Below are 20374 nucleotides of genomic sequence, written 5' to 3'. Positions count from 1 at the left end.
TAGCTAGGAGGCAATTTTGAGCAAGATCGCTACTCTCTACAGAATGCATACAGATGAGCATATATGCCCTTTCGGTCTGAAATCACGCGACCTACTTAAGCGGAAGGGCTATGAAATTGAGGATCATCTTCTTACTTCAAGGGAAGAAACAGAGTCCTTTAAAAGGGAGAATAATGTCAAGACAACACCGCAAACATTTATTGATGGAGAGCGAATTGGCGGCTATGATGATCTCAAAGAGTTTTTTGGCAAGACGGTAGAATCCGCCGAAGAGACAACATATAAACCGGTCGTAGCCATTTTCGCCATGACATTTTTGATGGCTTCTGCCCTGGCTTGGCGTCAACTCCAGAGCTTCGAAGTTATTTTTATTGTTGAGACTTTCATAGCTTTGAGCATGTGCGCCCTGGCTATCCAAAAGCTTCGTGATCTAAGCGCTTTCTCCCTACAGTTTATCACCTACGATTTATTGGCGATGAGGTTTGTTCCTTATGCCTATATCTATGCGGTTTTTGAGGCTTTTTCAGGTATAGGAATGCTGAGCGGAACAGCCCCTTGGCTTTTTGCACCACCTGCATTATTTATCGGTACTATTGGCGCGATTTCTGTATTTAAAGCCGTTTATATCGACAAGCGAGAGTTAAAGTGTGCCTGCGTGGGCGGCAACAGTAACGTTCCATTAGGATTCATATCATTAACAGAAAATTTAATGATGATCGCAATGGGGACTTGGATGTTACTCAAGTAGTAACTCAACAACACAAGCCAATCATTTCAACCTTGGAGGATGCCATGTCGAATTACGTTAGATTTGGACTGATGATTGCCACTTCAGTCGTGGTTATGTTTTGTTTAAAGTACCTAAGCACCTACGAAGTTAACCATGTGTTTTACAGTGAAACAAGAACATACATGGCCCTAATGATGGGGGCGGCGATGACGGTAATCATGCTTAGCTTCATGCTGTCCATGTATAAAAAGCAGAGAGTCAATGCTGGAATTTACTTAGGTAGCGTTGTGGTATTTATAGCTGCCTTATTTCTTCTCCGCTCTCAAACGACAGTACAAGACTCCTCGTACATGCGATCAATGATCCCACATCATTCCATTGCCATATTAACAAGTGAGCGTTCTGAAATTACAGATGTTCGTGTGCGAGAGCTGGCTGATGGAATTATAAAAGCCCAACGCAAAGAAATTAAAGAAATGGAGTGGCTTCTTGACGACATCTCAAAAAATGGTAAAGCAACAACTGAATTACAGGCGCGAGATCGGCCGATTCCAAACTTTGAAGGTAAACTTTAAATTCTGTATATCTTTTTACCTCATCAATGGCGTTTAAGCGTCATTGGTGGGGAACAGATTATCAAAATCACACGATACACTTAATTAGCTCATAATTTATTAGTAGCAGCCCTATCGGGCCAGATCTTGTTCCTAGCATTATTAATCTCTCGATCGACCTCACAAGTCCGTAAAGGCTGTGAGGCACCTTTCAGACCGCTAAGGAGCTGCTTAGCGTCCGCCTCAGGGTTAAGCCATTGATGGAGCTGATCGTCATCTAAGCCCAGCGGCATCCTGTGATGAATGTGCTTGAAATCATCGGAGGCCGGCTGGGTGATGATCGAGCACGACCATACCTGGTCTTGCCAGCAATCCCAGATAGCGGCGAGTTTCAGGACGTCGTCGGTGGTGATGTAATACGGCTGCTTGCCATCCGATCGGGTTTCCCACTCCACAAAACCAGCAGCCAACACTGCACCCCTACGGTGCCGTACCGCCCCCCTGAAGGCCCGGCTGCTCAGTACGGTCTCAATTTTCGCATTGAACATGCTAAATGCCTGATTAGGCGGGTCTGGCGACCAGTGCGGGTGCAGCCACCATCGCATTGGTCCTAGAGTATAACCTTGCTCAGCCCTGCAATCGCTTATTGGCCTTTTCGAGGGGCTAGGCTTCGATTCGAGTTCCTGTGTTGTCTTGCGCGGAGTGGTCAGAGAGTTCATTGAGCTGGTTCTCATAGTGGCTTTTGTCCTCATCAATAATGCGCTGGGCCTCTTCTTGTAAATGTGATATCAGGCGTGCAACGAGCTCCTTGATGGGCGGGCTTAACAGTGTCTCATCCCCCATCCGGGTGGACGCTTCTTCCTCCAGTTCTTTGAAGTGGCGATAAATGGTCTATTTGGAGCCGATGTTACCGAGTTCAATATGTACAGCGTCAGTGGAGGGATTTTCTCCCCTGGCTAGAACAATCTCACGGGCCTTCGCCACCAATGCTTTGTTAATACCGCCACGGGCCATCGGGTTTTCCTCCTGTCTATTTCGTACTGTAATACGTATTATTTAGGTCGTGTCCGAGGCTTGGTATGGGGTAAATCTGACAGAGAATAATAGTGGTTTATCTGATGCTGGAACGTTGTTTGCTCAAGCCGACGCCAAAATCTGTACAGGTACAGATCTTTCCAGGCCAAGCAAGTCATGAAGAGGTTGCTGCAAACCGCTAACCGAGTGAGTCTCTCCTTGATCTCAAATCCCATGACCTTCAAGGTGATGTATGGCTCTACTCCACACGACACAGAAAGATGACCTCGACTTCGAATGCCTCTCCGCTCTACAAGAAAACCATCGACTACGGCCTGCTGAAGGCGGCTAACTGACCGTGACAGCCAAAAGCGCGGCTACGTAAAAGGGAAAGGAGTTGTATTTCCTGAACGCTTGCTAGTAAACTCAACCGTATGAAAAAACGCTCTCTGATCCTGTTTTTAATGCTGCTAGCTGTCGCGAACCTCGTATTCGCAGCGGACTGGCATGAGCGAGTAACAGGAGATGAGTCCGCGTTGGAATATTTGGCCAATGCTGAGGGTAAACTCGGCACCGATCGCGGCAATCACTCTCACCCTCCAGGGGGGAGCTGCGTTCACAGCCATAGCTGCCATGCCCATTCCCATCTGTTTTTTGTTGAAACCAGTGGATATGGGCCCGATTTACCCTCCGCACCTCGTTGGCGAGCTGAAGACCTGCCTTTACCTCCACAGCACTTTTTGGCACCTGATGTGCCCCCCCCCATTGCCTAATTTCATGCACTAGAGATCCTCTGTCGGTTTTTGCTCGGCACCTTGCCCTATGCAGAACGGCACATTTCTATCACTGAAAATTCAGGCAGGTAATGCATGTTTATTTCTTTATTAACTCTCTCTTCTCAGAGGAGAGGGATACTAGCGGTCTGGGCTTTGCTATTGGTCATGACTGCCACGCCCGCTGTGGCGGAGCCGATGCCTCTTTCATTAAACGAAGCATTGGCCTACACATTGGAGCGCCATCCCGAGCTGGCGCAGTTTTCCTACCGTCGGCGCGCCGCAGAGGCCCGGGAGCTCCAGGCAGGTTTGATCCCCAACCCGGAACTGGCCGTTGAAGTGGAAAACATCGGCGGCAGCGGCCGCTTTGCCGGTACGGACTCGGCCGAAGCCTCGCTGGTGCTGAGCCAACTGATCGAATTGGGCGGTAAGCGCGGACAGCGCGAGGAGGTCGCCCGCTACCGTACCGATCTGGTGGACAGCGAATACCAGCAAGTCCGCTGGCAAGTGCTCGCGGAAACCGTACGCCGCTTTCTCGGGATAGCCGAAGCCCAAGAACAGATCCAACTGGCTTCACTGTCGCTAGAATTAGCAAAAGAAAGCAGGGAGACTATCCGTAAGCGTACGCAAGCGGGAACAGCCAGTGACGCTTCTCTTCAACGCTCGGCCATTTTGGTCACACGTGCGGAGCTCGCCGTAGACTCTGCCCATCAACAACTGGCGTCTGCGCGGGTGGCGTTGGCTGCTCAATGGGGCGAGAGCGAACCGAATTTTGAGCAGGTTCACGCCGATTTGTACCAACTTGTGGAGCTGCCTGATTTTAATCAGATCCGTCGCCAGCTAGAAAATGCGCCGCAACTATCTCGCTATATCACCGAAAAACGCCTACGCGAGGCGGAATTGCAGTTGGCACAAACTCGGGGTCGGCAAGACCTTCGAATCGGTGTGGGCGTCAAGCAAATGCAAGAAACCGACGATCACGCTTTTACTCTGAGCCTGTCCATGCCTATTGGAGTCAATGACCGTAACCAGGGAGAGGTCCGGGCTCGACGTGCAGAATACGAGCAACTGGCACTGGAAGAGAAAACCACACGGGTACATCTTATGGCTCGAATTCAACGGCTTTATCAGGAGCTGGAGGTATTTCGCAGCACCGCAATTCGCTTGCGGGGCGAAGCTTTACCTTCTGCTCGCGCCGCTTTTGAGAGTATTCGCAGAGGCTACCAAGAGGGTTTGTATAGTTACCTTGAGCTAGTCGATGCGGGACGGGAACGTCTGGCGGTAGAGAGTGATGCACTTAAAGCAGCTGTAAATTTTCACCAGACACTGGTGACTCTCGAACAGCTCACTGGCACGGGCCTAACCGGGCAATGGAGTCTGACTCCCAATTCAATCGATGGGGCCACCGAACCCTATGAACCCCAACCCCGTTACATTAAAGAACAAACAGGTGAATCATGAAGTCGTTAGCATTTTTCTGGATTTTTGTGATGAGTATGGCGCTGCCTTTGTCTGGAGTCAGCATCAGAGTACAGGCTCAAGAAGCCGAACACAGCGATCACGAGCATGAGCAGACGCAAAAAGAGAAAACCCATAACGACGATCATAGTGAGCATGAGGACCACGAAGAAGGTCATGATGATCACCAAGACCACGGAGAGGACGAGGGAGCCCATGATGAAGCTGGCGAGGAAGCCCACGAGGAGCATGATGAACATGGAGGACATGAAGAGCAAGGCGCCTCGATAGATCCCCAAACGCTAAGGGCGCTTGGCGCAGAAGTGAGTATCGCGAGTCCCGGAAGAGTGAGTCAAACCGTGTCTTTACCGGGTGAGGTCCGCCTGAATAAAGAGGCGGTGGCTCAGATCACCCCTCGCTACTCTGCGCAGATTGTCGATGTTAGCGCCCGAATCGGCGATTCTGTCGCCGCAGGAGATACGCTGGCCATTGGTGAAAGCTCTCAGACCCTACAACGTTTCTCGCTCAAGTCCCTAATTCGCGGCACTGTCATTGATCGTTCCGTAACGCTAGGTGAACATATCCAGCCTAGTGACGCAGCGTTCGTAGTCGCGGACCTTTCGACGCTCTGGGTCGATATTGCACTCTATCCACGACAGATTGGGCTCGTAAAAAAGGGCCAACCGGTGCGCATTTCCACGACGTTCGGCCCCGAGCCTGTCAACACCCAGATCGACTATCTCGATCCCATTGTCAGCGAACAGCTGAGGAGCGGCCTGGCTCGAATTTATCTAGATAATGCCGCAGGCCAATGGAGACCCGGCATGTTCATTGAGGCGGAGGTGACTCTGACCGAGACGGAAGCCGAAGTGGTGGTGCCTCAGACGGCGGTAATCAAGTATCAGGGCCGTCAGGTAGTGTTTGTAAAAGAGGGTGACAGTTGGCGCCCCAGGCCTGTCGTCCTAGGGGCAAGAGATCGAGATCAGGTGGTTATCCGGTCGGGCGTCTCCCCAGGTGAACAGTACGTCGCGAAAGGTGGCTTCACGCTGAAAGCGGATTTGCTCAAGAGCGAATTCGAATCGGGCCACAACCACTAGTACTCGGAGGTTTTTATGCAGGCGATAATTAGAGCGGCGTTGCAAAACCGGCTGCTGGTGGTAGTGATTGCACTGGCTTGTGTGATTGGCGGTTATGCCGCTTATCGTAGTTTACCGGTAGACGCTTACCCGGACATTTCCCCCTCATTGGTGCAGGTATTTGTTGAGACTGAAGGTCTCGCGCCGGAGGAAGTAGAAAAATATGTGACCTACCCTCTTGAAAGCTCCATGAATGGTTTACCGAAGCTAGACCACGTCAGGTCAGTATCCAATTTTGGTCTATCGGTGGTAAACATCTATTTCGAAGATGGAACCGACATTTATTTCGCCCGACAATTGGTTAGCGAACGATTGCAACAGGCCAGAGAGGCCATTCCGGATGGATTTGGTGAACCGGTTATGGGGCCGATCACCACCGGCCTGGGACAGATTCTGTTTTATGTTCTGGAGGACACCAGTGGCGAGTACAGCCGCACCGATATGCGAGAGATTCAGGACTGGATCGTCAAGTTCAACCTGCAGACGGTCAAAGGCGTCACCGAAGTACTGTCCATTGGCGGCAACGTCAAGCAGTTTCAGGTGCGCATTGATCCCAAGGCGCTGTTGCGCTATGACATCTCCTTGCCACAGGTCAAACGTCGGATCGAGGCGAACAATGCCAATGCGGGAGCCCAGTTTATCATCCAGAATGACGAGCAATACATCGTTCGCTCTGTCGGCCTCGCAGAAAACCTGGATGACTTGCGTAACATTGTGGTCAAAAGTGTTGATGGAGTGCCGGTCTACCTGCACCAACTCGGCGAGCTAACTATTGGCGGTGAAATTCGTCGAGGGTTGACCACTAAGGATGGTAAAGGCGAAGCCGTGGTAGGTATGGTGCTCAAGCTAATTGGTGCCAACACCTCTAACGTGATCAGTGCCGTGAAGGAAGAGCTGACAACCATCAATGCTAATTTGCCGGAAGGTATTCAAGTCAGTCCCTATTATGACCAGGCGCAATTGGTCGAGGCTGCCGTCTCTACTGTGACCAATGCGTTACTCCAGGGTATTGTCTTAGTCGCAATCATATTACTCGTCTTTATGGGTGGGTGGCGCCCCAGTCTGGTGGTAGCCCTATCCATTCCGTTTTCGGTGTGCTTGGCATTGATTGCCATGAAATGGTTTGGGATTTCCGCAAACCTGATGTCTCTGGGCGGCCTAGCTATTGCCATTGGCATGATGGTAGACGGCGCTGTAGTCGTGGTAGAGAACATCGACCGACTTTTGCGTGAATCGTCCTCGGATGAGTCACGCATGCACATTGTGGCGAGGGCCAGCCAGGCGGTAGCAAGACCAATACTCTTTGCCATAAGTATCATCATAGTGGTGTTCTTGCCGTTGTTCAGCTTGCAGGGTGTTGAAGGTGCCACTTTCCGGCCACTGGCATACACGGTATCTCTAGCCATGATGGGCTCGTTGATCTTTGCATTGGTAGTGGCACCGGTGATTGCTTCGCTAATCATGCGCCGCCCAAAATCAACTCAGACTTCGGATGAGCCCGGTGGCCTTATTGGCTTGATCGCCCGGGGTTACCGACCACTCGTTCAGGGCGTTATTCGCAACCGCTGGATTGGTGTGACCATTGCAGTGGTGGTTCTGACAATCGGGGGCGTTATCGGTCCACGCCTCGGCTCGGAGTTTGTACCGCGATTCAACGAAGGAGACCTATTGATCCGAGCTACTATGGCGCCCTCTATCTCGCTTGATAAAGCCAAGCAATCGATGACGCTGTTTGAACGTCAACTATTGGAGCGCTTTCCCGAAGTAACTCAGGTAGTAACCCGCATCGGTCGCGGTGAAGTCGGGGCACATGCTGACCCAGTCAATAGTGCGGAAATCTTTGTCGGACTTAAACCCAAGGAGCAATGGAAGACGGCGAAGACACTGGACGGCCTATACTCTGCAATGAGTGCCGAGTTCGAAGATTTTCCTGGCACCAAGTTCAACTTTACACAGCCGATTGCAGCCGCTGCTGATGAACTGCTAACAGGCACGAAAGCCGAGCTGGCCGCTAAGCTATTTGGCGATGATCTGGAGGTTCTGGATCGTAAAGCCACGGAGATTGCCGAGGTCATGCGCCGAGTCTCTGGTGGAGAAGATGTCCAGAAAGACCAAGTGGGTGGTACGCCTCAAGTCCAAGTTCAGTTGGACCGGAAGGCTATAGCCCGCTATAACTTGAATGTGTCGGACGTGCAGGAAACCATCAGGGTTGGTGTAGGTGGCGAGAGCGCCGGTCAGGTATTCGAAGGTATTCGTCGCTTCGATATCTATGTGCGGCTGGCAGAGTCGTCAAGAGATAAAACCGAGGTTATTCGGGACCTAAAGGTTCGCAATGAACTGGGGCAGCAGATTCCTCTCAGTGAACTCGCCAGCGTGGAAGAAGTGGTTGGTCCACGACAGGTTACCCGGGAAAATAATCAGAGATTTATCACCATTCAGGCCAACGTCCGCGACCGTGATATCGGCTCCTATGTGGCCGAGGCGGACCAGACGATTACCGAGCAGGTGGAGCTTCCACCGGGCTACTTCCTGAAATGGGGCGGCCAATTTGAACTTCAGCAGCAGGCCAACAAACGCCTGATGGTGGTAGTTCCGATTACCTTGGCGCTGGTGTTTCTGATGCTATACGCAAACTTCGGTTCTTTGCGTAATGCTCTGCTGATCATGCTCAACATTCCCCTAGCTCTGGTCGGGGGTATTGTGTCACTGTGGTTGGCGGGGTTGAGTTTGTCAGTGCCGGCCTCTGTAGGCTTTATCGCCCTATTCGGCATAGCGCTTGAAAACGGTCTGGTACTGGTCAGTTACTTAAACGAGTTGGTGCGTGATGGCGTGCCCATGGCAAAGGCCTGTGTCCAGGGCGCAATGGCGCGCTTGCGCCCGGTCGTTATGACGGCCGTCACTACCGGCCTGGGGCTCGCGCCATTGCTGTTTGCCACAGGGACGGGCAGCGAAGTTCAGCGTCCCTTAGCGGCTGTGGTTATCGGCGGGCTGTTTACCGCCACCATTCTCACGTTGGTGATTCTGCCAGCTCTCTACCCTTGGTTCGCCGATCGCTCCAACGGCGACAACTCAACGTCTTGAGGTGACACCATGCAAGAGATAAAAGCTTACATCAAAACGCGTAAACTGGAATCGGTCACTCTGGCGCTGCATCGCCTGGATGGCATTACCGGGATGAGCGTCTCCGAAGTCCGGGGTTTCGGTCGCAGCAAGGCGCAAAGCAGCGCCACGCACCCGATTGCGGGTGCGTCGGAGTTCTCCGAGCACGTGAAGGTGGAGATCGTGTGTCAGGCCCACCTTGCCGATGCCGTAGTGGAGCTGCTGAAAACCGAAGCCCATACTGGACTTAGAGGGGACGGCCGTATCTTTGTGAGCGATATCAGGCGCGCAATTCGCATTCAAGATGGTATCGAAGACACCAACGTCGTCTAAACGTTGAGTAGCAGGGGTGCTAATTAGCACCCCTGCTGCTCTTCACAAATTGTTTACTCTGAGAGGGGTCATCCCGTGGGACATGAACATAACCATAGTGCCAGTGATATGGGCGACAAACGTTTGGTCGCGGCCATTGGTGTTAATGCATTACTCACGCTCGCACAAGTTGTTGGCGGAATACTTTCAGGTAGTTTGTCGCTCATCGCTGATGCGCTCCATAATCTGAGCGATGCCGCGTCGTTGGCGATCGCGCTCATAGCACGAAAAATTGGTCGAAAACCACCCGATGCGTTCAAAACCTTCGGCTATCAACGCAGTGAAACCATAGCTGCCTTGATCAATCTGGTCACTCTGGTAATCGTGGGTTTGTATCTTGTCTACGAGGCGATAGGACGACTATTTGTTCCGCAGCCCGTCGAAGGCTGGACTATAGTTGTGGTGGCAGGTATCGCTCTAATTGTAGATCTTGCCACGGCCATACTCACCTACACGATGTCAAAAAGCAGCATGAACATAAAGGCCGCGTTCTTGCACAATGTGTCGGATGCGATGGCGTCCGTCGGTGTTGTTATAGCGGGGACCTTGATACTCCTGTACGGCTGGTACTGGACGGACACTGTGCTGACGTTGATGATCGCTGGGTACGTGCTGTGGCAAGGTTTCAGTATGCTACCGAAAACCATTCACTTACTGATGGAAGGCACACCAAACGGAGTCTCCATTGATGAGGTGATCAGCGCCATGGAACAATTGGACGATGTTGTGGGTGTCCATCATGTACATGTCTGGGAACTGGCTGAACACACAATCGCACTGGAAGCACATGTTGTCGTAAAGAAGGCTAATCTGCCCGATCTTGAACGGGTGAAGACCAATTTAAAGCGCGTGCTTCATGACCAATTTGACGTCAGCCACTCAACACTTGAAATTGAGCAGGAAGGCAGTGGCTGTGTCGACACGCAGACCAACAGAAAGCACGGCAGTGCGCAAGCATGCCCTGCGGATGCTTCCACTAACCCGACCGCGCCAACACAAAGGTGAACAATACGAGTCCACAGACACTTGCCAGAATCGATCCACTAGTATTTCTTTCTCGAAAACAAGCCAGAGTGGATGATATCTGGGGTGGCGGTCGGCAGGGGTTTGACCAACATGATCGTCAGCACTTCAGCGTCTGCCTGGAGCGCACGATCGAGGAGCTGAACGGAATTTCCTGTCTCCCCCTGGAGGATGCGCCGCCGGCTAAACGCGAAATCTACTGTACGCGATCCTTTGGCGAGAAGGCGAGTTCGATAGAGCCCATCCTGCAGGTGACATCACTCTATGCTAGGCGTGCCTGCGAAAAGCTCCGAAAGCAAAAACGCCTGATGCGTGAGATCTTGGTGTTCCTGCAAACCTCGCCCTTTGCGGAAAAGCGCTACTCCAAGTCTGTGACGGTGAAATTGCCTTACCCGACCGACAACACACGCCTGATAACACGTGCCGCCAAGCAAGCAATTCAATCTCTTTACAAAGAGGGGTATCAAACCCTTAAATCAGGTGTTGGGCTGGTCGACCTCATCGATCCGGCATATGGTCAGGGAGACTTATTTCAGGTAACGCAGCCACTCCGATCGACCAAAATCATGGCGACACTGGATGCCGTGAATAAGCGGTTTGGAAGCGGAACCGCTTTCTCGGCCGCCGAGGGCTTAAAGAAAAAATGGGCGATGAGGCAGTCTTACGCATCGCCACGATACATGACCTCTTGGTCTCAAATTCCAAGAGCGATATGTTAATAATTTTTATTTCTTACGACAGAGGATGATGCTTATGACTAAAGGTAACGATTTCTTTTTTGGCGAATACTCCACCTTAGACGGTATTCCATCTTTCAGTCTTATAACGTTATGTAAGCTAGCTGGACGTGTGCCATCACGTTTTTTCACTGATTGTCTTAATAGGTTTTTACTGGAAAACAACAATGCTCTTTTAGCCCAAGACGGAAGCACCGAATCTTCTATTTCTGAGCTCGTAGGAAAATTGGATAGCGACGGTATTGGCAGCGTTCACATATACGAAAGACTTGATGGTAATCAATGTGTCAAAGGTGAGCTGGGTTGTGATTTAATCTTGGCTAATGGAGTGTTGAGCATCCACGGGTTTTGGACTACTAACTCAGAACAGCACGCAAGCATTGCCGTTAATAACTTATTAGTTCCTTTGTACCTCAAAGGATTATCCAATCGTATTCACCTACGCCAAGATGAAAATATGTTAGTACCTCTGACCACGGGTACGTCAAAGATCCATCGAAATGAAATTCTCAATATTTTCCGGTTACTAGAGTATGGCGATGGAGTCTATCGAGGGTCCGAGAAAAATCGACAAAAGTTGGATGAACACGCAAGGCAATTGGATATTTGTCGTCTAATTTCTGAAAAGAACCTTTCCTGGGTAGAATCTCAAAATTTATACCGCAAAGAAGTCGGTATGTATTTATAGATACTTAAAGCCTACTGTTAATTGAATGGCCGTCCTAATGGACGGCCAGTGGTTTTGGCTAAGCTGCAACCGGGGCCGGAAGACGCCGAACCTTCCGCCAGCTGCGTTTTACGCTGGTGAGAACTGACCGAGTAGCCTCCATAAAGCCCACTGGGCTCATGATGACATGATCCAAGGCCTCGATGCCGGCGACATTCAATGCCTCTACCAGCTCGTACTGATCCTGGAGCGGATCACCCACCTGGCTGTTTTCCAAATCAAGCATGGTGACGATCACCACTTTCTCGATACCCAGCTGAATTGCCTTGCGCAAAATATCGCGCTGAGCCGTAGCAGTTTCCATCTGCATCTCATCAGGATAAGCATCAAAAAAGCATGGCTGCAGGTTGTCATCCAGGTATAGACAGAACAGCATACGCTCTCTTGTCTTTATCGAGTGAGCCTTAACATACGCAATGGCTTTTTTGGGTGAGTCGATCACGCGACGCTTATCAATTTTCTTGTAACGATCGTAAGACATATAAGTACTCCTAAATGTAAAAGATAGAGCCCTCGATGAGGGCTCAGGATTTGAATAAAACGATGATGAAATCAGTCAATGGCTTGCCAGATGCTGCCGGCTTCTTTGTGATCGGACATGTAGTCATATAACCGAGCATAATGATCCGCCAGATCTGCATCCTGGAACTTCTCAGCAATGAAACAGTACGCATACAGAGTCACGGCCACGCCAAAAGCATCAGCACTGAGTGATCCCCGGAAGCCATTACCGAAGGGTATGGTTACCTCGAATTCACCATCGCAATGAGGGGCCATGTAAAAGCCCCCGTTGGATAAGCGATAGAACTGCCAGTACCCGGAGACTCCCTGGTAGGTCTTCGAAATAGTGCGAGCCACATCAAACACCATCAGCTCGAACTCCAGATAACACGATGGAAAGAACGACGGTAAGGTGTCGACTCGTTCCTCAGTGGGCACGGCCTCGGCCGTTACCGGTTGTACTTCAGCTGCGTTGGATTGCATAAAGCCTCCTAAGATAGGGAGACTTCCCCCCTCTGGGGGAATGTCCCCCAGTTGGGTTGTAGGCGTAACGCCCAAGATATGCCTCGGTTTCCCGTGCGGTTTTTCAGGCAAACGAACCGCTATCAAGGTGCAACTAAAGGCAGTTGCCACCGTGATTCACATCCTAAATACACCTGGTGATGCACTTAGGGTGTGCCCCTCATCGAGGGGCGTAAAAGTTAGACGGCAGTGCGCAAAGTTGCGTCCTGCGTTCCAACCGAATTGGCTGCCGTATTTTTGCGGCCGCGAAGCTTCAGATCCCAAAAACCTAAATGGTGGGCTGGTGTATGCATTACCTGGTACACCTTCCCGCTAAGCGTGTTGCCGACAACCACCTCCGCTGGAATATGCAATAGCGACAGCTGGATGAAACACATCCTGGCCGCCACTGGGTCAATATCCCAACAAGAGGCCCAAAGCTGGGTTTGCGGGTTGAATCCGGCCTCCATGAATGCCTCACTAAAGGCGATGGCCATACCTCCAGCGCCAGCGGCCGGCTCAGAGACGGTAATGAAATCTTGTCCTTCAGGAAGAGCGATATCATCACCGGCCGTTACCTTGGCCATCATCCGGCTAACCTCGTAGGGCGTGAAAAACTGCCCGATGTGATCAGAGCCCAGTTCAAGCGACATGTAGGTTGCCCCCAGGTAGTCACCGACTTGCTTTTCCAGCCCCATGACCACCTCAGCAAAGAGATGTGAGATAGCCTCAAGGTCAGATTTTTGGTACTTGCCCGCCACCTGCAGATACTCATCCTCAATGGCCTGATCGAAACGAACCGCATTTTGTAGCGTGCATGCGGATAGGATCACAAAGTCGCGGAAGACTTCGTATCGGTGCTGGTGTGGTGCAATGGTCTTGAACAAACGAACGAAGTTCGAGGTATTAAACGACATGATTCCTCCAGGAAATGACCCCTGAGGGAATCCACCTCTGCAGGGGGATTCCCTGCAGAGGAAGTGGTGAGTTTATGCTGCAACGCGCTTTGAGTTGGCAGATTGCAGAATGAGTTGGAAGGCTTTGTTTGCAGCCGCAGAGGCCTTAAACAAAAAGGTCTTATCTTCTTTGAGCTTGCCGAGCCAATGCTTCAGGTAGCAGGCGTGTTGAGTATGCTGTCCCTGAATGTTGAACTGTGCGCACAAGAACGCTGCGCCCAGCTCTGCGATTAGCTCTTCATACGCATAGCTCTCATCCTCCATGGAAAAGTTGAACGTTGTCTTATCGAAGCGATCCAGCCGAGAACGATGACCTGTTGAGTGAATGCACTCATGTGCAAAGGTCGCTGCATGATCACCAGCAGAGTGAAACCCCGTCGGCAATCGAATGAGGTCTTTGCTCGGTGAGTAGGCTGCGACATTTCCTTGCTGACTCACGTCGATCGATTCATTCGAACAATACCGCTGAAGTTGCTCGATACACAGTGTCGCCTCTTCGACAACTTCTGAGTAACCGTCCGCCTTACCTGGAAGTAAATGATCAAGCCCGTCTACCTGTTCAAGGTTGAATACCGAAAAGGTACGACGACAAGGGATTATTTTTGATTCCTCGTCGCCATCTTCGGACTCAATCTCGATGGGTTTAAAGAAAATACATCGAACCGATTTTTCTCCTTTTTTAACCTGGCCGCCTAAGGCTTGCGCCTGTTTGTAGGTGACCCAGCCATTACTGGAAAAACCTCGATCCAGTGCTTCATACCAAAGAATCAGAATGTTAATGCCGTTATAGTTCGCCTTGGTAGAGACGTTATAGGGCATCATGCCATCTTGTGAAATATCCCATGGTCGACGCCAGGGTGGAAGTTCACCACCTTCAATCAGCTCAATGATTTTGTTGGTGACTACGTCTTGAATGTCAGTTTGGTTGCTCATGGTAACCTCCGAAATTTGGAGGGACCTCCCCTGAGGGAATGTCCCTCAAGGGTGAGCTAAGTGCGAGAATTGATGACCTAAGAGTTAACGACTATTTGAACTGTGGCCATTAAACTGTTTTTTGAAATTACTTTGACGTTGGCAGGCAGCTTAGAAATATTCATGGCTTTAGGCACACGCCAATCATTAAGCTTTCGCATTGCCATCTTGAATTGCAAGTCATTCGCGAAATTGTTGCCTTTCAGCACATGGTGACTGTGCCAGTCAGGGCGAGAAAAATCCCCATTTTGAAGAACTTTCGTTTTGAATTGCAGAATCATGGTGTATCTCCGTTTGTTCGGAACACACCATCCTCAGGATGACATATCCCGAGCGGGTGATTGAAAATCTATTTGAAAGGAAGATGCCCCGTCTAAGGGTGCGGTATTTCAGGCATCACAACCGCATTTCAAGGTGCAACTAAGGGTAGTTGCCACCAGGAACTAACGCGCGAGGAATATTATATTTTTCGCGCAGATCCTTAAAATCTGGTGAATTCAAATACTGTAGCTGTAGCCGGCGCTCGGTTGGCGTGAGCTCTGCCGGCGGTGCCTTGCACAGCCCTAAAAAAGTCCAGTGGATGGGCGTTTCTCTCGACTTTCCCCGCAGAGCCAGGTCTAAGTTAACACTGGCCAGAAACGCTTCACTGTGAGGCACAGAATCAAAGTCCATTACTGCAATCCATGTTTGGTTCTAAGCTCAGCCCACACGGCTGAATTTTTGTACTCAACCTGGGTTTGACGCTCCAGGGGTGTTAAATCGGCCGGGGCCGCATGGTACAGCTCCACAAACGTCCACGTCCTTACTTGCTCAGGTTTAAGGCTGCCTCGATCAATCATCCCTTGGATGACGTTGCCAAGGTGATCGTTGGGCGTACTCAGTCCGTTCTGATCAATGCTCATGGTGACCTCCAATCTATTACTGAAGTCAGTATAGAATCGCCTAGAGTACTCTACAACCCTGAGGCTACAGCCTCATATTGAGCTGGCATCTGATTCTGCTACACTTGAATCTCATGCAATAAATCGGGCCACATATGATGCTTACTGTCGCAACCACCGAAGCAAAACCAGCTGGCACTGTATATCTCGACAAACGAGAGCAGAAAGCTTTAAAAGAGTTGGCTGGTCTCGATCGTAAGCGGTTCTTGAGCCACGACCAATATCAACAGAACGTGGAGCTCAGCAAACAACAATTCTCCGGTGATTCGGCCGCAGAAGTGCTGCTACGGCATCTCATCGACATCAACCTTAAAAAGGGCGGCGGTGCGAACGAATAGCTCCACACCGCGCTCTGACTACGCCCTGGTTTCCAATACTTTAGCCGCAGAAAATCCAATCTTATCTCCGGCATAGTACTGCTCATCCGACGATGGGGGCATAATGCCCGCCTGGAAGACCACTCTCCAACACCGGTAGGTCCGGTACCACATGTTGCGAGTGTGGGTTTCACGATCTTTTGGCTTGGACGCCACTGTCATCGCGTGGCGGTGACGGGACGCCAAGCTGATACGTTCCTTAGACATAAACACTCCTAACGGGATGTGGAGGTCAGAGAAGCCCTAAGGCTTCGTCTGAACCTCTACGGTCTTGATGGCTGTTACATACACCTCAGAGAGTTCATCGCGCATCTCTGGATTGGCGTTGAGCCAGTCCAGGATTTGCTGTGCATACTCTGGATCCTGTGCCAGTTCTTTGACTTTCTTCTTGCAGTCAATGAGGTATCGAAGATCCAACAAATTAACCATTGGCCAAGGCCTGAAATTGATCAGTGAGATTGGCCAAACAGTGAATTGATGGGTCAGACTCAAGCCCCGATAAGAGCTCGTCATACTCAAGTAGTGAAAGCTCACCAAAGGTCGACGTGGCACCCGTGCGGGTGTCGGAAACCTTTATGTGATACTCACCGTCAATGTGAGATTCGGCGACCCGAAAGAAGCCAATGTTGAAACGTGGGGAAGTTGCCATGGGAATGCTCCTGGTTAAGACAGGGAACACCCCATGGGGAGTATTCCCCAGTGGGCGGACAGTTTGAAAAAAGGATCGTATTGCTGCTATCACAGGCAGTGCCTGCTCAGATCCATGAACAGCTAAAAGGGTCGGCGTTTAGGCTCGCCGGCAGCACAATCAGACCACGTAAAGACCCTGATTCAAGGTCCTTAAGTGGTCCGCCTGGTGACGGACCCTTTGGATATCAGCGCACAATATTGTGCTATGGCCCGCGCCTGTACGTGTCGCGGTACGTTGACCTGGCAAACTGGCATGGCCTCTGTGATAAAAACACCAGGTGTTGCCCGGTATGCTCATCACAAAGGCCTTGCCAGAAGCGATTTTAGGCCGAGGCCACGGGTGTGACCTCGGTTGACATTGGAAGGGACGATTCTCACATCGTCGAGTTTAATCAGCCAGTCAGGACGGTTGGAGGGTACCTGCTGACTGTCAACCGGAAAGGCCTGGCTGTGGGGCAGAACAGAGCCTTGTTCAGTATTTCACCGGTACGACTGAATCAAACCGCATAAGCGGCTAAGGTCCACTAAATCCGTAGTGGGACGGGAGAACTGGATTACTGAAACCGTGGTGATCACACGTCTTGAGTAATACAGCGGCTCTTGCCCGAAGGCGCAGCATGTTACCAAAATCAGCTCACCAGCGGAACCTGGTGAAATAAGGGGCATGCCGGCACCGCCGGCTATGCCGCCTCCTTGGGAGCGTGGATCGCGCTACCTGATTCAATATCGAATAGCGTAGCGATGACCTCGGATGACCGGACCGTCATATCAAAATCACTGAATACCTGGATACCCCTGATTGAGCGCACGACAAACCGTGCTAAGCCACCAGAGGCGTACTGGGTAATGCATGCCCCAACGGCTCGTTGGTAGTTGGGGTAAACGGTGGACTGAGAATTACCAATGGATGCTGTAGCTGTGCTCATACTGTGCTCCTATGCTTCGTTACGCCCAACGGGCTCCCTAAAAGGCTCAGAAAGCCTTCTAGGGAACCCGCTAAGCGGGACTCCACAGGAGCGCTAAATCGCCCAGAGGGGCAAATCAGCGCGTCAGAGTACTGTAGAAGATCCAGGCGACCCGGACTGACAGCGATGCTGCCAGCCAGGTGCCTTTGGCCACTTGGATGGGAATGGACTTTCAAGCCGCGGGACGAACCCATGCTTGTTGATCACGATCCCAGCGGTAGCCCTGGCTCTTCAGTTCAGCTTTACGAGCAGCAAAATCAGGCTGACCTTTATCCAGCCTTACTACATCGCCCTGTGCAGGAGCAGCTTGGTTCTCCGGAGCTTGACGGCTCTGAGGAGCGACCCAAGCGCCCTGATCGCGGTTCCAAGAGTAGCCTGCCGCTTTCAATTCAGCTTTACGCTGCTTGAAATCAGGTGCCTCTGGATCCAGCGTCACAGAATCCGGTAAGTTGGCATTTGCCGCGGCCGGATTGGCTTGCTGCGCTTGTGGCTGATAAGAACCGCCAGCGGTTGCTTGAGCACTAGCATCATTGAATTGCTCCAGGTTCACTTGTTGGCCATCTACCTTCAAATATTTGATGGACAGTAGACGAGCACTGGTGAACACCCGAACCTCCTGGCCTTGGCCGGGAGAACTGGCTGTGAATCGAAGATCGCCGGCTTTAAGGACGGCATTGACCTTCTTGTCACGGTCAGCGATTTCGGATTGGAACTTCTCAATGATTTTTTTAGCGGTTTTGCCAGTGACCTTAAGGTCGACAAAAACCGGCTGAGCGTCTTCGGCCTTACCCTGAAGGAAGGTGGCGCGAACTTGCAGGAATGACTCAAATGACTGCCCCTGTTTGGGGGTAACCATCCGTGCATCGTACAGGTTGGCAAAGCCTTCCAGGTGAAGATTGAAGTAACGTTGATCGTTTGATTGGTTGTAAGACATGATATCTCTCCTGATTTTAGGAACAAAAAAGGGGAGACACTTGCCCCCAACGGGAAGATGCTCCCCATTGGGTTGGTACAACTGATTAGGCCCGAAGGCTAGATATGAACGCCGGGATGAACCCTGAGCTTGCTGCCGCGTCACGAAAGCTCTAACAAAGGTACCACTGATAGCAGTGGCCACTATGCATTTCTGATTCTAGCAAAGTTTAGACGCTTGTAAACCCTGCCTTCAAAGCGAATAGAGGCCAATATGAAGCCTAGATAGAACCCTCGCTGCGAAGGAGCAGGTTTCACAAACATCTCAACACTTTACTGTTTGTATATATGGCCATAATGGCTTTGTCGGTAAACTCAAAGATTGGGTCCCATGAGTAACAAACTCATGAGTCTTTGTTTCTCAGTGTTCTGCACTCTAACCCATTGAAATAATAGTATATTTTCTAACCTCGTGAGTGTATGGAAAGCCTCGCTGTGGTCTCATTAAGCCCAATGGCTTCGTTTCCACAACAACAAGGGCTCGAAAAAGATGCACTAACCTATTGAGATTGGTATGATTTTTTGAAGATAAACGTAGAAATAAAGGTGAATTTCTGTGTTGTATAATCGGAATTCCTCCTAATACACTGTTATAAGCTCAAATCTATAGTGACGGAGCGCGAATGAAAGACGAAAAACTAGAAAAAGACCTTAAAACCAAAAAAGTCTATCACTTTGTAGATACCGACGCTGGCATAGATCAACTATCCAAGGAAGTTTATAAGAATAAAGATTTAGAAGTTCACTATCCCAGAGGTTTCGAGGGAGGACAAAAGTATAAGACTATAAAGAAAATATCTTTTCTTGGATTTAAAGGAAAACTACCTGTGGGAATGGTGAAATCGCCATTTTTTGGTTATGGTTTCACTAAAACTTTGGGGCCTTTTTCAAGATTTATAGATGATAACTTTAAGTTTAAAGAGGTGGTCGTTGAAAAAGGTGGATTGACCAAAATCGATAGTTCGAAAAATATTCTATACCTCAATGAAATCTCGCTACAAAAGCTTAATTCGTCTTTTTCTACTGTTTTTGCCAAAAACAAAGCTGAGGTTCAGGTTGTACTGGAGAGGGTTGTTCATGATCTATTTCCAAAGGAAGTAAAAGAGCCAGAAGCCAAATATATAAAAAACGCTCTTTCACAATCCTTAGCAACTTGGGGGAACTCTATTGATGAATTTTCTGAGCAAGATAAAGAGGCTATAGCAGAGCTTTTTGAATCTTTATCTTCTTCTACGGACTTTTTAACAGCTGACTCGCTAAAAAGCACAAAAGAAATTGTCGATATCCGACTCATAGAAAAGGCGTTGTCGGAATTTGACGATCTATACTCACAATCCAGTAATACGACAACTTTAGAGAAGAAATGGCAAGGTTATCTCAAAGATAATGCATGGATATTTTCTTCAATTTTTGCCCAGCCAGTAATTTTGTACCATGACGAGGCTTATGCAGGCGGAAAATCAATAGACAATAAGAATGGAAAGTATACAGACTTTCTCGTTAAAAATAGTTTAAGTGATAATGTTGCCTTTTTTGAGATTAAAACCCATAGAACAAAGCTCCTAGAAGATAAAGCTTATAGAGGAAATGATGTTTTTAGTACATCCAAAGAGCTGGCTGGGTGTATTAATCAGGTTCTAAACCAAAGAGATAAATTTCAGAAATCATATGCTATGTTAAAAATGGAAAGCGATGAAGAGTTTGAGTCGTGCAACCCTGAATGCTTCGTTTTGGTTGGGTCTCTCGAAGCTTTAACGAAAAAACAACGGTATTCTTTTGAATTATTCAGAAGTAATAATCGAGACGTTGAAATAATCACATTCGATGAGATTAAAAGAAAAATAGAGATGCTTAAATCGCTCATCAGCGGGTAAGC

Annotated in this window: 22 protein-coding genes; 11 read left to right on the top strand and 11 right to left on the bottom strand. The window is 49.8% G+C overall.

The genetic code is table 11. The features are described 5' to 3' along the window. Positions 1-43 precede the first annotated feature (43 nt). Together NHM04_RS05415 and NHM04_RS05410 are read left to right on the top strand one after the other, a co-directional pair. Positions 44-748 carry a MauE/DoxX family redox-associated membrane protein gene (locus NHM04_RS05415; protein WP_040516365.1) on the top strand — a complete coding sequence of 235 codons (705 nt, stop codon included), beginning with the start codon at positions 44-46 and terminating at the stop codon, positions 746-748. Positions 749-792: 44 nt separating this feature from the next. Beyond that, on the top strand, positions 793-1305 hold the full coding sequence (locus NHM04_RS05410) for a DUF305 domain-containing protein (RefSeq protein ID WP_020208876.1): 513 nt from the start codon (positions 793-795) through the stop codon (positions 1303-1305). An 89-nt stretch (positions 1306-1394) separates the two neighbouring features. Here NHM04_RS05410 and NHM04_RS05405 read toward each other — a convergent pair whose 3' ends face one another. Beyond that, positions 1395-2003, bottom strand: a complete 609-nt coding sequence (locus tag NHM04_RS05405; protein ID WP_083915324.1) for an SOS response-associated peptidase — start codon at positions 2001-2003, stop codon at positions 1395-1397. Continuing rightward, positions 1948-2172: a DNA-binding protein gene (locus NHM04_RS17400; protein WP_342661972.1), complete on the bottom strand. Its 225-nt coding sequence runs from the start codon at positions 2170-2172 to the stop codon at positions 1948-1950. Before NHM04_RS17400 ends, NHM04_RS05405 begins: the two co-directional genes overlap by 56 nt. A gap of 1097 nt (positions 2173-3269) precedes the next feature. Here NHM04_RS17400 and NHM04_RS05400 point away from each other — a divergent pair. The 7 genes from NHM04_RS05400 (at position 3270) to NHM04_RS05370 (ending at position 11584) form a co-directional block, all read left to right on the top strand. Continuing rightward, positions 3270-4532 carry a TolC family protein gene (locus tag NHM04_RS05400; protein WP_169334790.1) on the top strand — a complete coding sequence of 421 codons (1263 nt, stop codon included), beginning with the start codon at positions 3270-3272 and terminating at the stop codon, positions 4530-4532. Beyond that, on the top strand, positions 4529-5626 hold the full coding sequence (locus tag NHM04_RS05395) for an efflux RND transporter periplasmic adaptor subunit (protein ID WP_020208882.1): 1098 nt from the start codon (positions 4529-4531) through the stop codon (positions 5624-5626). The genes NHM04_RS05400 and NHM04_RS05395 overlap by 4 nt, the downstream gene beginning before the upstream one ends. Positions 5627-5641: 15 nt before the next feature. Further along, positions 5642-8746: an efflux RND transporter permease subunit gene (locus NHM04_RS05390; protein ID WP_254266011.1), complete on the top strand. Its 3105-nt coding sequence runs from the start codon at positions 5642-5644 to the stop codon at positions 8744-8746. 9 nt (positions 8747-8755) lie between these two features. Further along, a complete protein-coding gene (locus tag NHM04_RS05385) occupies positions 8756-9097 on the top strand; it encodes a P-II family nitrogen regulator (RefSeq protein WP_020208884.1) in 342 nt (113 codons plus the stop codon). Positions 9098-9172: 75 nt separating this feature from the next. Next, complete coding sequence (locus NHM04_RS05380; RefSeq protein ID WP_020208885.1) at positions 9173-10141, top strand: cation diffusion facilitator family transporter; 969 nt, start codon at positions 9173-9175, stop codon at positions 10139-10141. 68 nt (positions 10142-10209) lie between these two features. Beyond that, entirely contained in the window at positions 10210-10878 is a 669-nt protein-coding gene (locus NHM04_RS05375; protein WP_254266009.1) for a DUF4113 domain-containing protein, read from the top strand. A 34-nt stretch (positions 10879-10912) separates the two neighbouring features. Next, positions 10913-11584, top strand: coding sequence for a hypothetical protein (locus tag NHM04_RS05370; RefSeq protein WP_020208887.1), 672 nt, complete (start codon positions 10913-10915; stop codon positions 11582-11584). Positions 11585-11642: 58 nt separating this feature from the next. Here NHM04_RS05370 and NHM04_RS05365 read toward each other — a convergent pair whose 3' ends face one another. The 6 genes from NHM04_RS05365 to NHM04_RS05340 form a co-directional block, all read right to left on the bottom strand. Further along, complete coding sequence (locus NHM04_RS05365) at positions 11643-12104, bottom strand: JAB domain-containing protein (RefSeq protein ID WP_020208888.1); 462 nt, start codon at positions 12102-12104, stop codon at positions 11643-11645. Between the two features lie 71 nt (positions 12105-12175). Then, positions 12176-12607 carry an antirestriction protein gene (locus tag NHM04_RS05360; RefSeq protein WP_020208889.1) on the bottom strand — a complete coding sequence of 144 codons (432 nt, stop codon included), beginning with the start codon at positions 12605-12607 and terminating at the stop codon, positions 12176-12178. 218 nt (positions 12608-12825) lie between these two features. Continuing rightward, positions 12826-13542: an N-6 DNA methylase gene (locus tag NHM04_RS05355; RefSeq protein WP_020208890.1), complete on the bottom strand. Its 717-nt coding sequence runs from the start codon at positions 13540-13542 to the stop codon at positions 12826-12828. A gap of 72 nt (positions 13543-13614) precedes the next feature. Then, positions 13615-14514 (bottom strand): ArdC family protein, encoded by a 900-nt coding sequence (locus NHM04_RS05350; RefSeq protein WP_020208891.1) that lies wholly within the window; start codon positions 14512-14514, stop codon positions 13615-13617. 77 nt (positions 14515-14591) lie between these two features. After that, entirely contained in the window at positions 14592-14834 is a 243-nt protein-coding gene (locus NHM04_RS05345; protein WP_020208892.1) for a hypothetical protein, read from the bottom strand. 390 nt (positions 14835-15224) lie between these two features. Further along, the gene (locus NHM04_RS05340) at positions 15225-15455 is read right to left on the bottom strand and encodes a hypothetical protein (RefSeq protein ID WP_254266008.1); all 231 of its coding nucleotides are present in this window, start codon (positions 15453-15455) and stop codon (positions 15225-15227) included. A gap of 134 nt (positions 15456-15589) precedes the next feature. On the opposite strand from NHM04_RS05340, the gene NHM04_RS05335 reads away from it, so the two are divergent. Further along, positions 15590-15832, top strand: coding sequence for a hypothetical protein (locus NHM04_RS05335; RefSeq protein ID WP_254266007.1), 243 nt, complete (start codon positions 15590-15592; stop codon positions 15830-15832). Between the two features lie 460 nt (positions 15833-16292). Here the strand turns inward: NHM04_RS05335 and NHM04_RS05330 are convergent, their stop codons facing one another. From NHM04_RS05330 to NHM04_RS05320, 3 genes are all read right to left on the bottom strand, one after another. Then, positions 16293-16520: a hypothetical protein gene (locus NHM04_RS05330; protein WP_254266006.1), complete on the bottom strand. Its 228-nt coding sequence runs from the start codon at positions 16518-16520 to the stop codon at positions 16293-16295. Positions 16521-17241: 721 nt separating this feature from the next. Next, positions 17242-17487, bottom strand: a complete 246-nt coding sequence (locus tag NHM04_RS05325; RefSeq protein ID WP_254266005.1) for a hypothetical protein — start codon at positions 17485-17487, stop codon at positions 17242-17244. A gap of 211 nt (positions 17488-17698) precedes the next feature. After that, positions 17699-18460: a DUF3577 domain-containing protein gene (locus NHM04_RS05320; RefSeq protein WP_254266004.1), complete on the bottom strand. Its 762-nt coding sequence runs from the start codon at positions 18458-18460 to the stop codon at positions 17699-17701. Positions 18461-19121: 661 nt separating this feature from the next. Here NHM04_RS05320 and NHM04_RS05315 point away from each other — a divergent pair. After that, positions 19122-20372 carry a Shedu immune nuclease family protein gene (locus tag NHM04_RS05315; RefSeq protein WP_254266003.1) on the top strand — a complete coding sequence of 417 codons (1251 nt, stop codon included), beginning with the start codon at positions 19122-19124 and terminating at the stop codon, positions 20370-20372. Positions 20373-20374 lie beyond the last annotated feature (2 nt).

Origin of the sequence: Gilvimarinus sp. DA14, from assembly GCF_024204685.1 — a bacterium.
Classification (GTDB): Bacteria; Pseudomonadota; Gammaproteobacteria; order Pseudomonadales; family Cellvibrionaceae; genus Gilvimarinus.
The sequence above is the reverse complement of the archived record's forward strand: the minus strand, read 5'-3'. Positions and strand labels throughout refer to the sequence as shown.

Bases quoted from the DNA above. Each gene is read 5' to 3' on its own strand.
- NHM04_RS05335 (WP_254266007.1), top strand. From the start codon at position 15,590: ATGATGCTTACTGTCGCAACCACCGAAGCAAAACCAGCTGGCACTGTA.
- NHM04_RS05410 (WP_020208876.1), top strand. From the start codon at position 793: ATGTCGAATTACGTTAGATTTGGACTGATGATTGCCACTTCAGTCGTG.
- NHM04_RS05365 (WP_020208888.1), bottom strand. From the start codon at position 12,104: ATGTCTTACGATCGTTACAAGAAAATTGATAAGCGTCGCGTGATCGAC.
- NHM04_RS05315 (WP_254266003.1), top strand. From the start codon at position 19,122: ATGAAAGACGAAAAACTAGAAAAAGACCTTAAAACCAAAAAAGTCTAT.
- NHM04_RS05370 (WP_020208887.1), top strand. From the start codon at position 10,913: ATGACTAAAGGTAACGATTTCTTTTTTGGCGAATACTCCACCTTAGAC.
- NHM04_RS05350 (WP_020208891.1), bottom strand. From the start codon at position 14,514: ATGAGCAACCAAACTGACATTCAAGACGTAGTCACCAACAAAATCATT.
- NHM04_RS05340 (WP_254266008.1), bottom strand. From the start codon at position 15,455: ATGAGCATTGATCAGAACGGACTGAGTACGCCCAACGATCACCTTGGC.
- NHM04_RS05385 (WP_020208884.1), top strand. From the start codon at position 8,756: ATGCAAGAGATAAAAGCTTACATCAAAACGCGTAAACTGGAATCGGTC.
- NHM04_RS05415 (WP_040516365.1), top strand. From the start codon at position 44: ATGCATACAGATGAGCATATATGCCCTTTCGGTCTGAAATCACGCGAC.
- NHM04_RS05320 (WP_254266004.1), bottom strand. From the start codon at position 18,460: ATGTCTTACAACCAATCAAACGATCAACGTTACTTCAATCTTCACCTG.
- NHM04_RS05405 (WP_083915324.1), bottom strand. From the start codon at position 2,003: ATGAACTCTCTGACCACTCCGCGCAAGACAACACAGGAACTCGAATCG.
- NHM04_RS05395 (WP_020208882.1), top strand. From the start codon at position 4,529: ATGAAGTCGTTAGCATTTTTCTGGATTTTTGTGATGAGTATGGCGCTG.
- NHM04_RS05390 (WP_254266011.1), top strand. From the start codon at position 5,642: ATGCAGGCGATAATTAGAGCGGCGTTGCAAAACCGGCTGCTGGTGGTA.
- NHM04_RS05400 (WP_169334790.1), top strand. From the start codon at position 3,270: ATGCCTCTTTCATTAAACGAAGCATTGGCCTACACATTGGAGCGCCAT.
- NHM04_RS05345 (WP_020208892.1), bottom strand. From the start codon at position 14,834: ATGATTCTGCAATTCAAAACGAAAGTTCTTCAAAATGGGGATTTTTCT.
- NHM04_RS05325 (WP_254266005.1), bottom strand. From the start codon at position 17,487: ATGAGCACAGCTACAGCATCCATTGGTAATTCTCAGTCCACCGTTTAC.
- NHM04_RS05360 (WP_020208889.1), bottom strand. From the start codon at position 12,607: ATGCAATCCAACGCAGCTGAAGTACAACCGGTAACGGCCGAGGCCGTG.
- NHM04_RS05355 (WP_020208890.1), bottom strand. From the start codon at position 13,542: ATGTCGTTTAATACCTCGAACTTCGTTCGTTTGTTCAAGACCATTGCA.
- NHM04_RS05330 (WP_254266006.1), bottom strand. From the start codon at position 16,520: ATGGCAACTTCCCCACGTTTCAACATTGGCTTCTTTCGGGTCGCCGAA.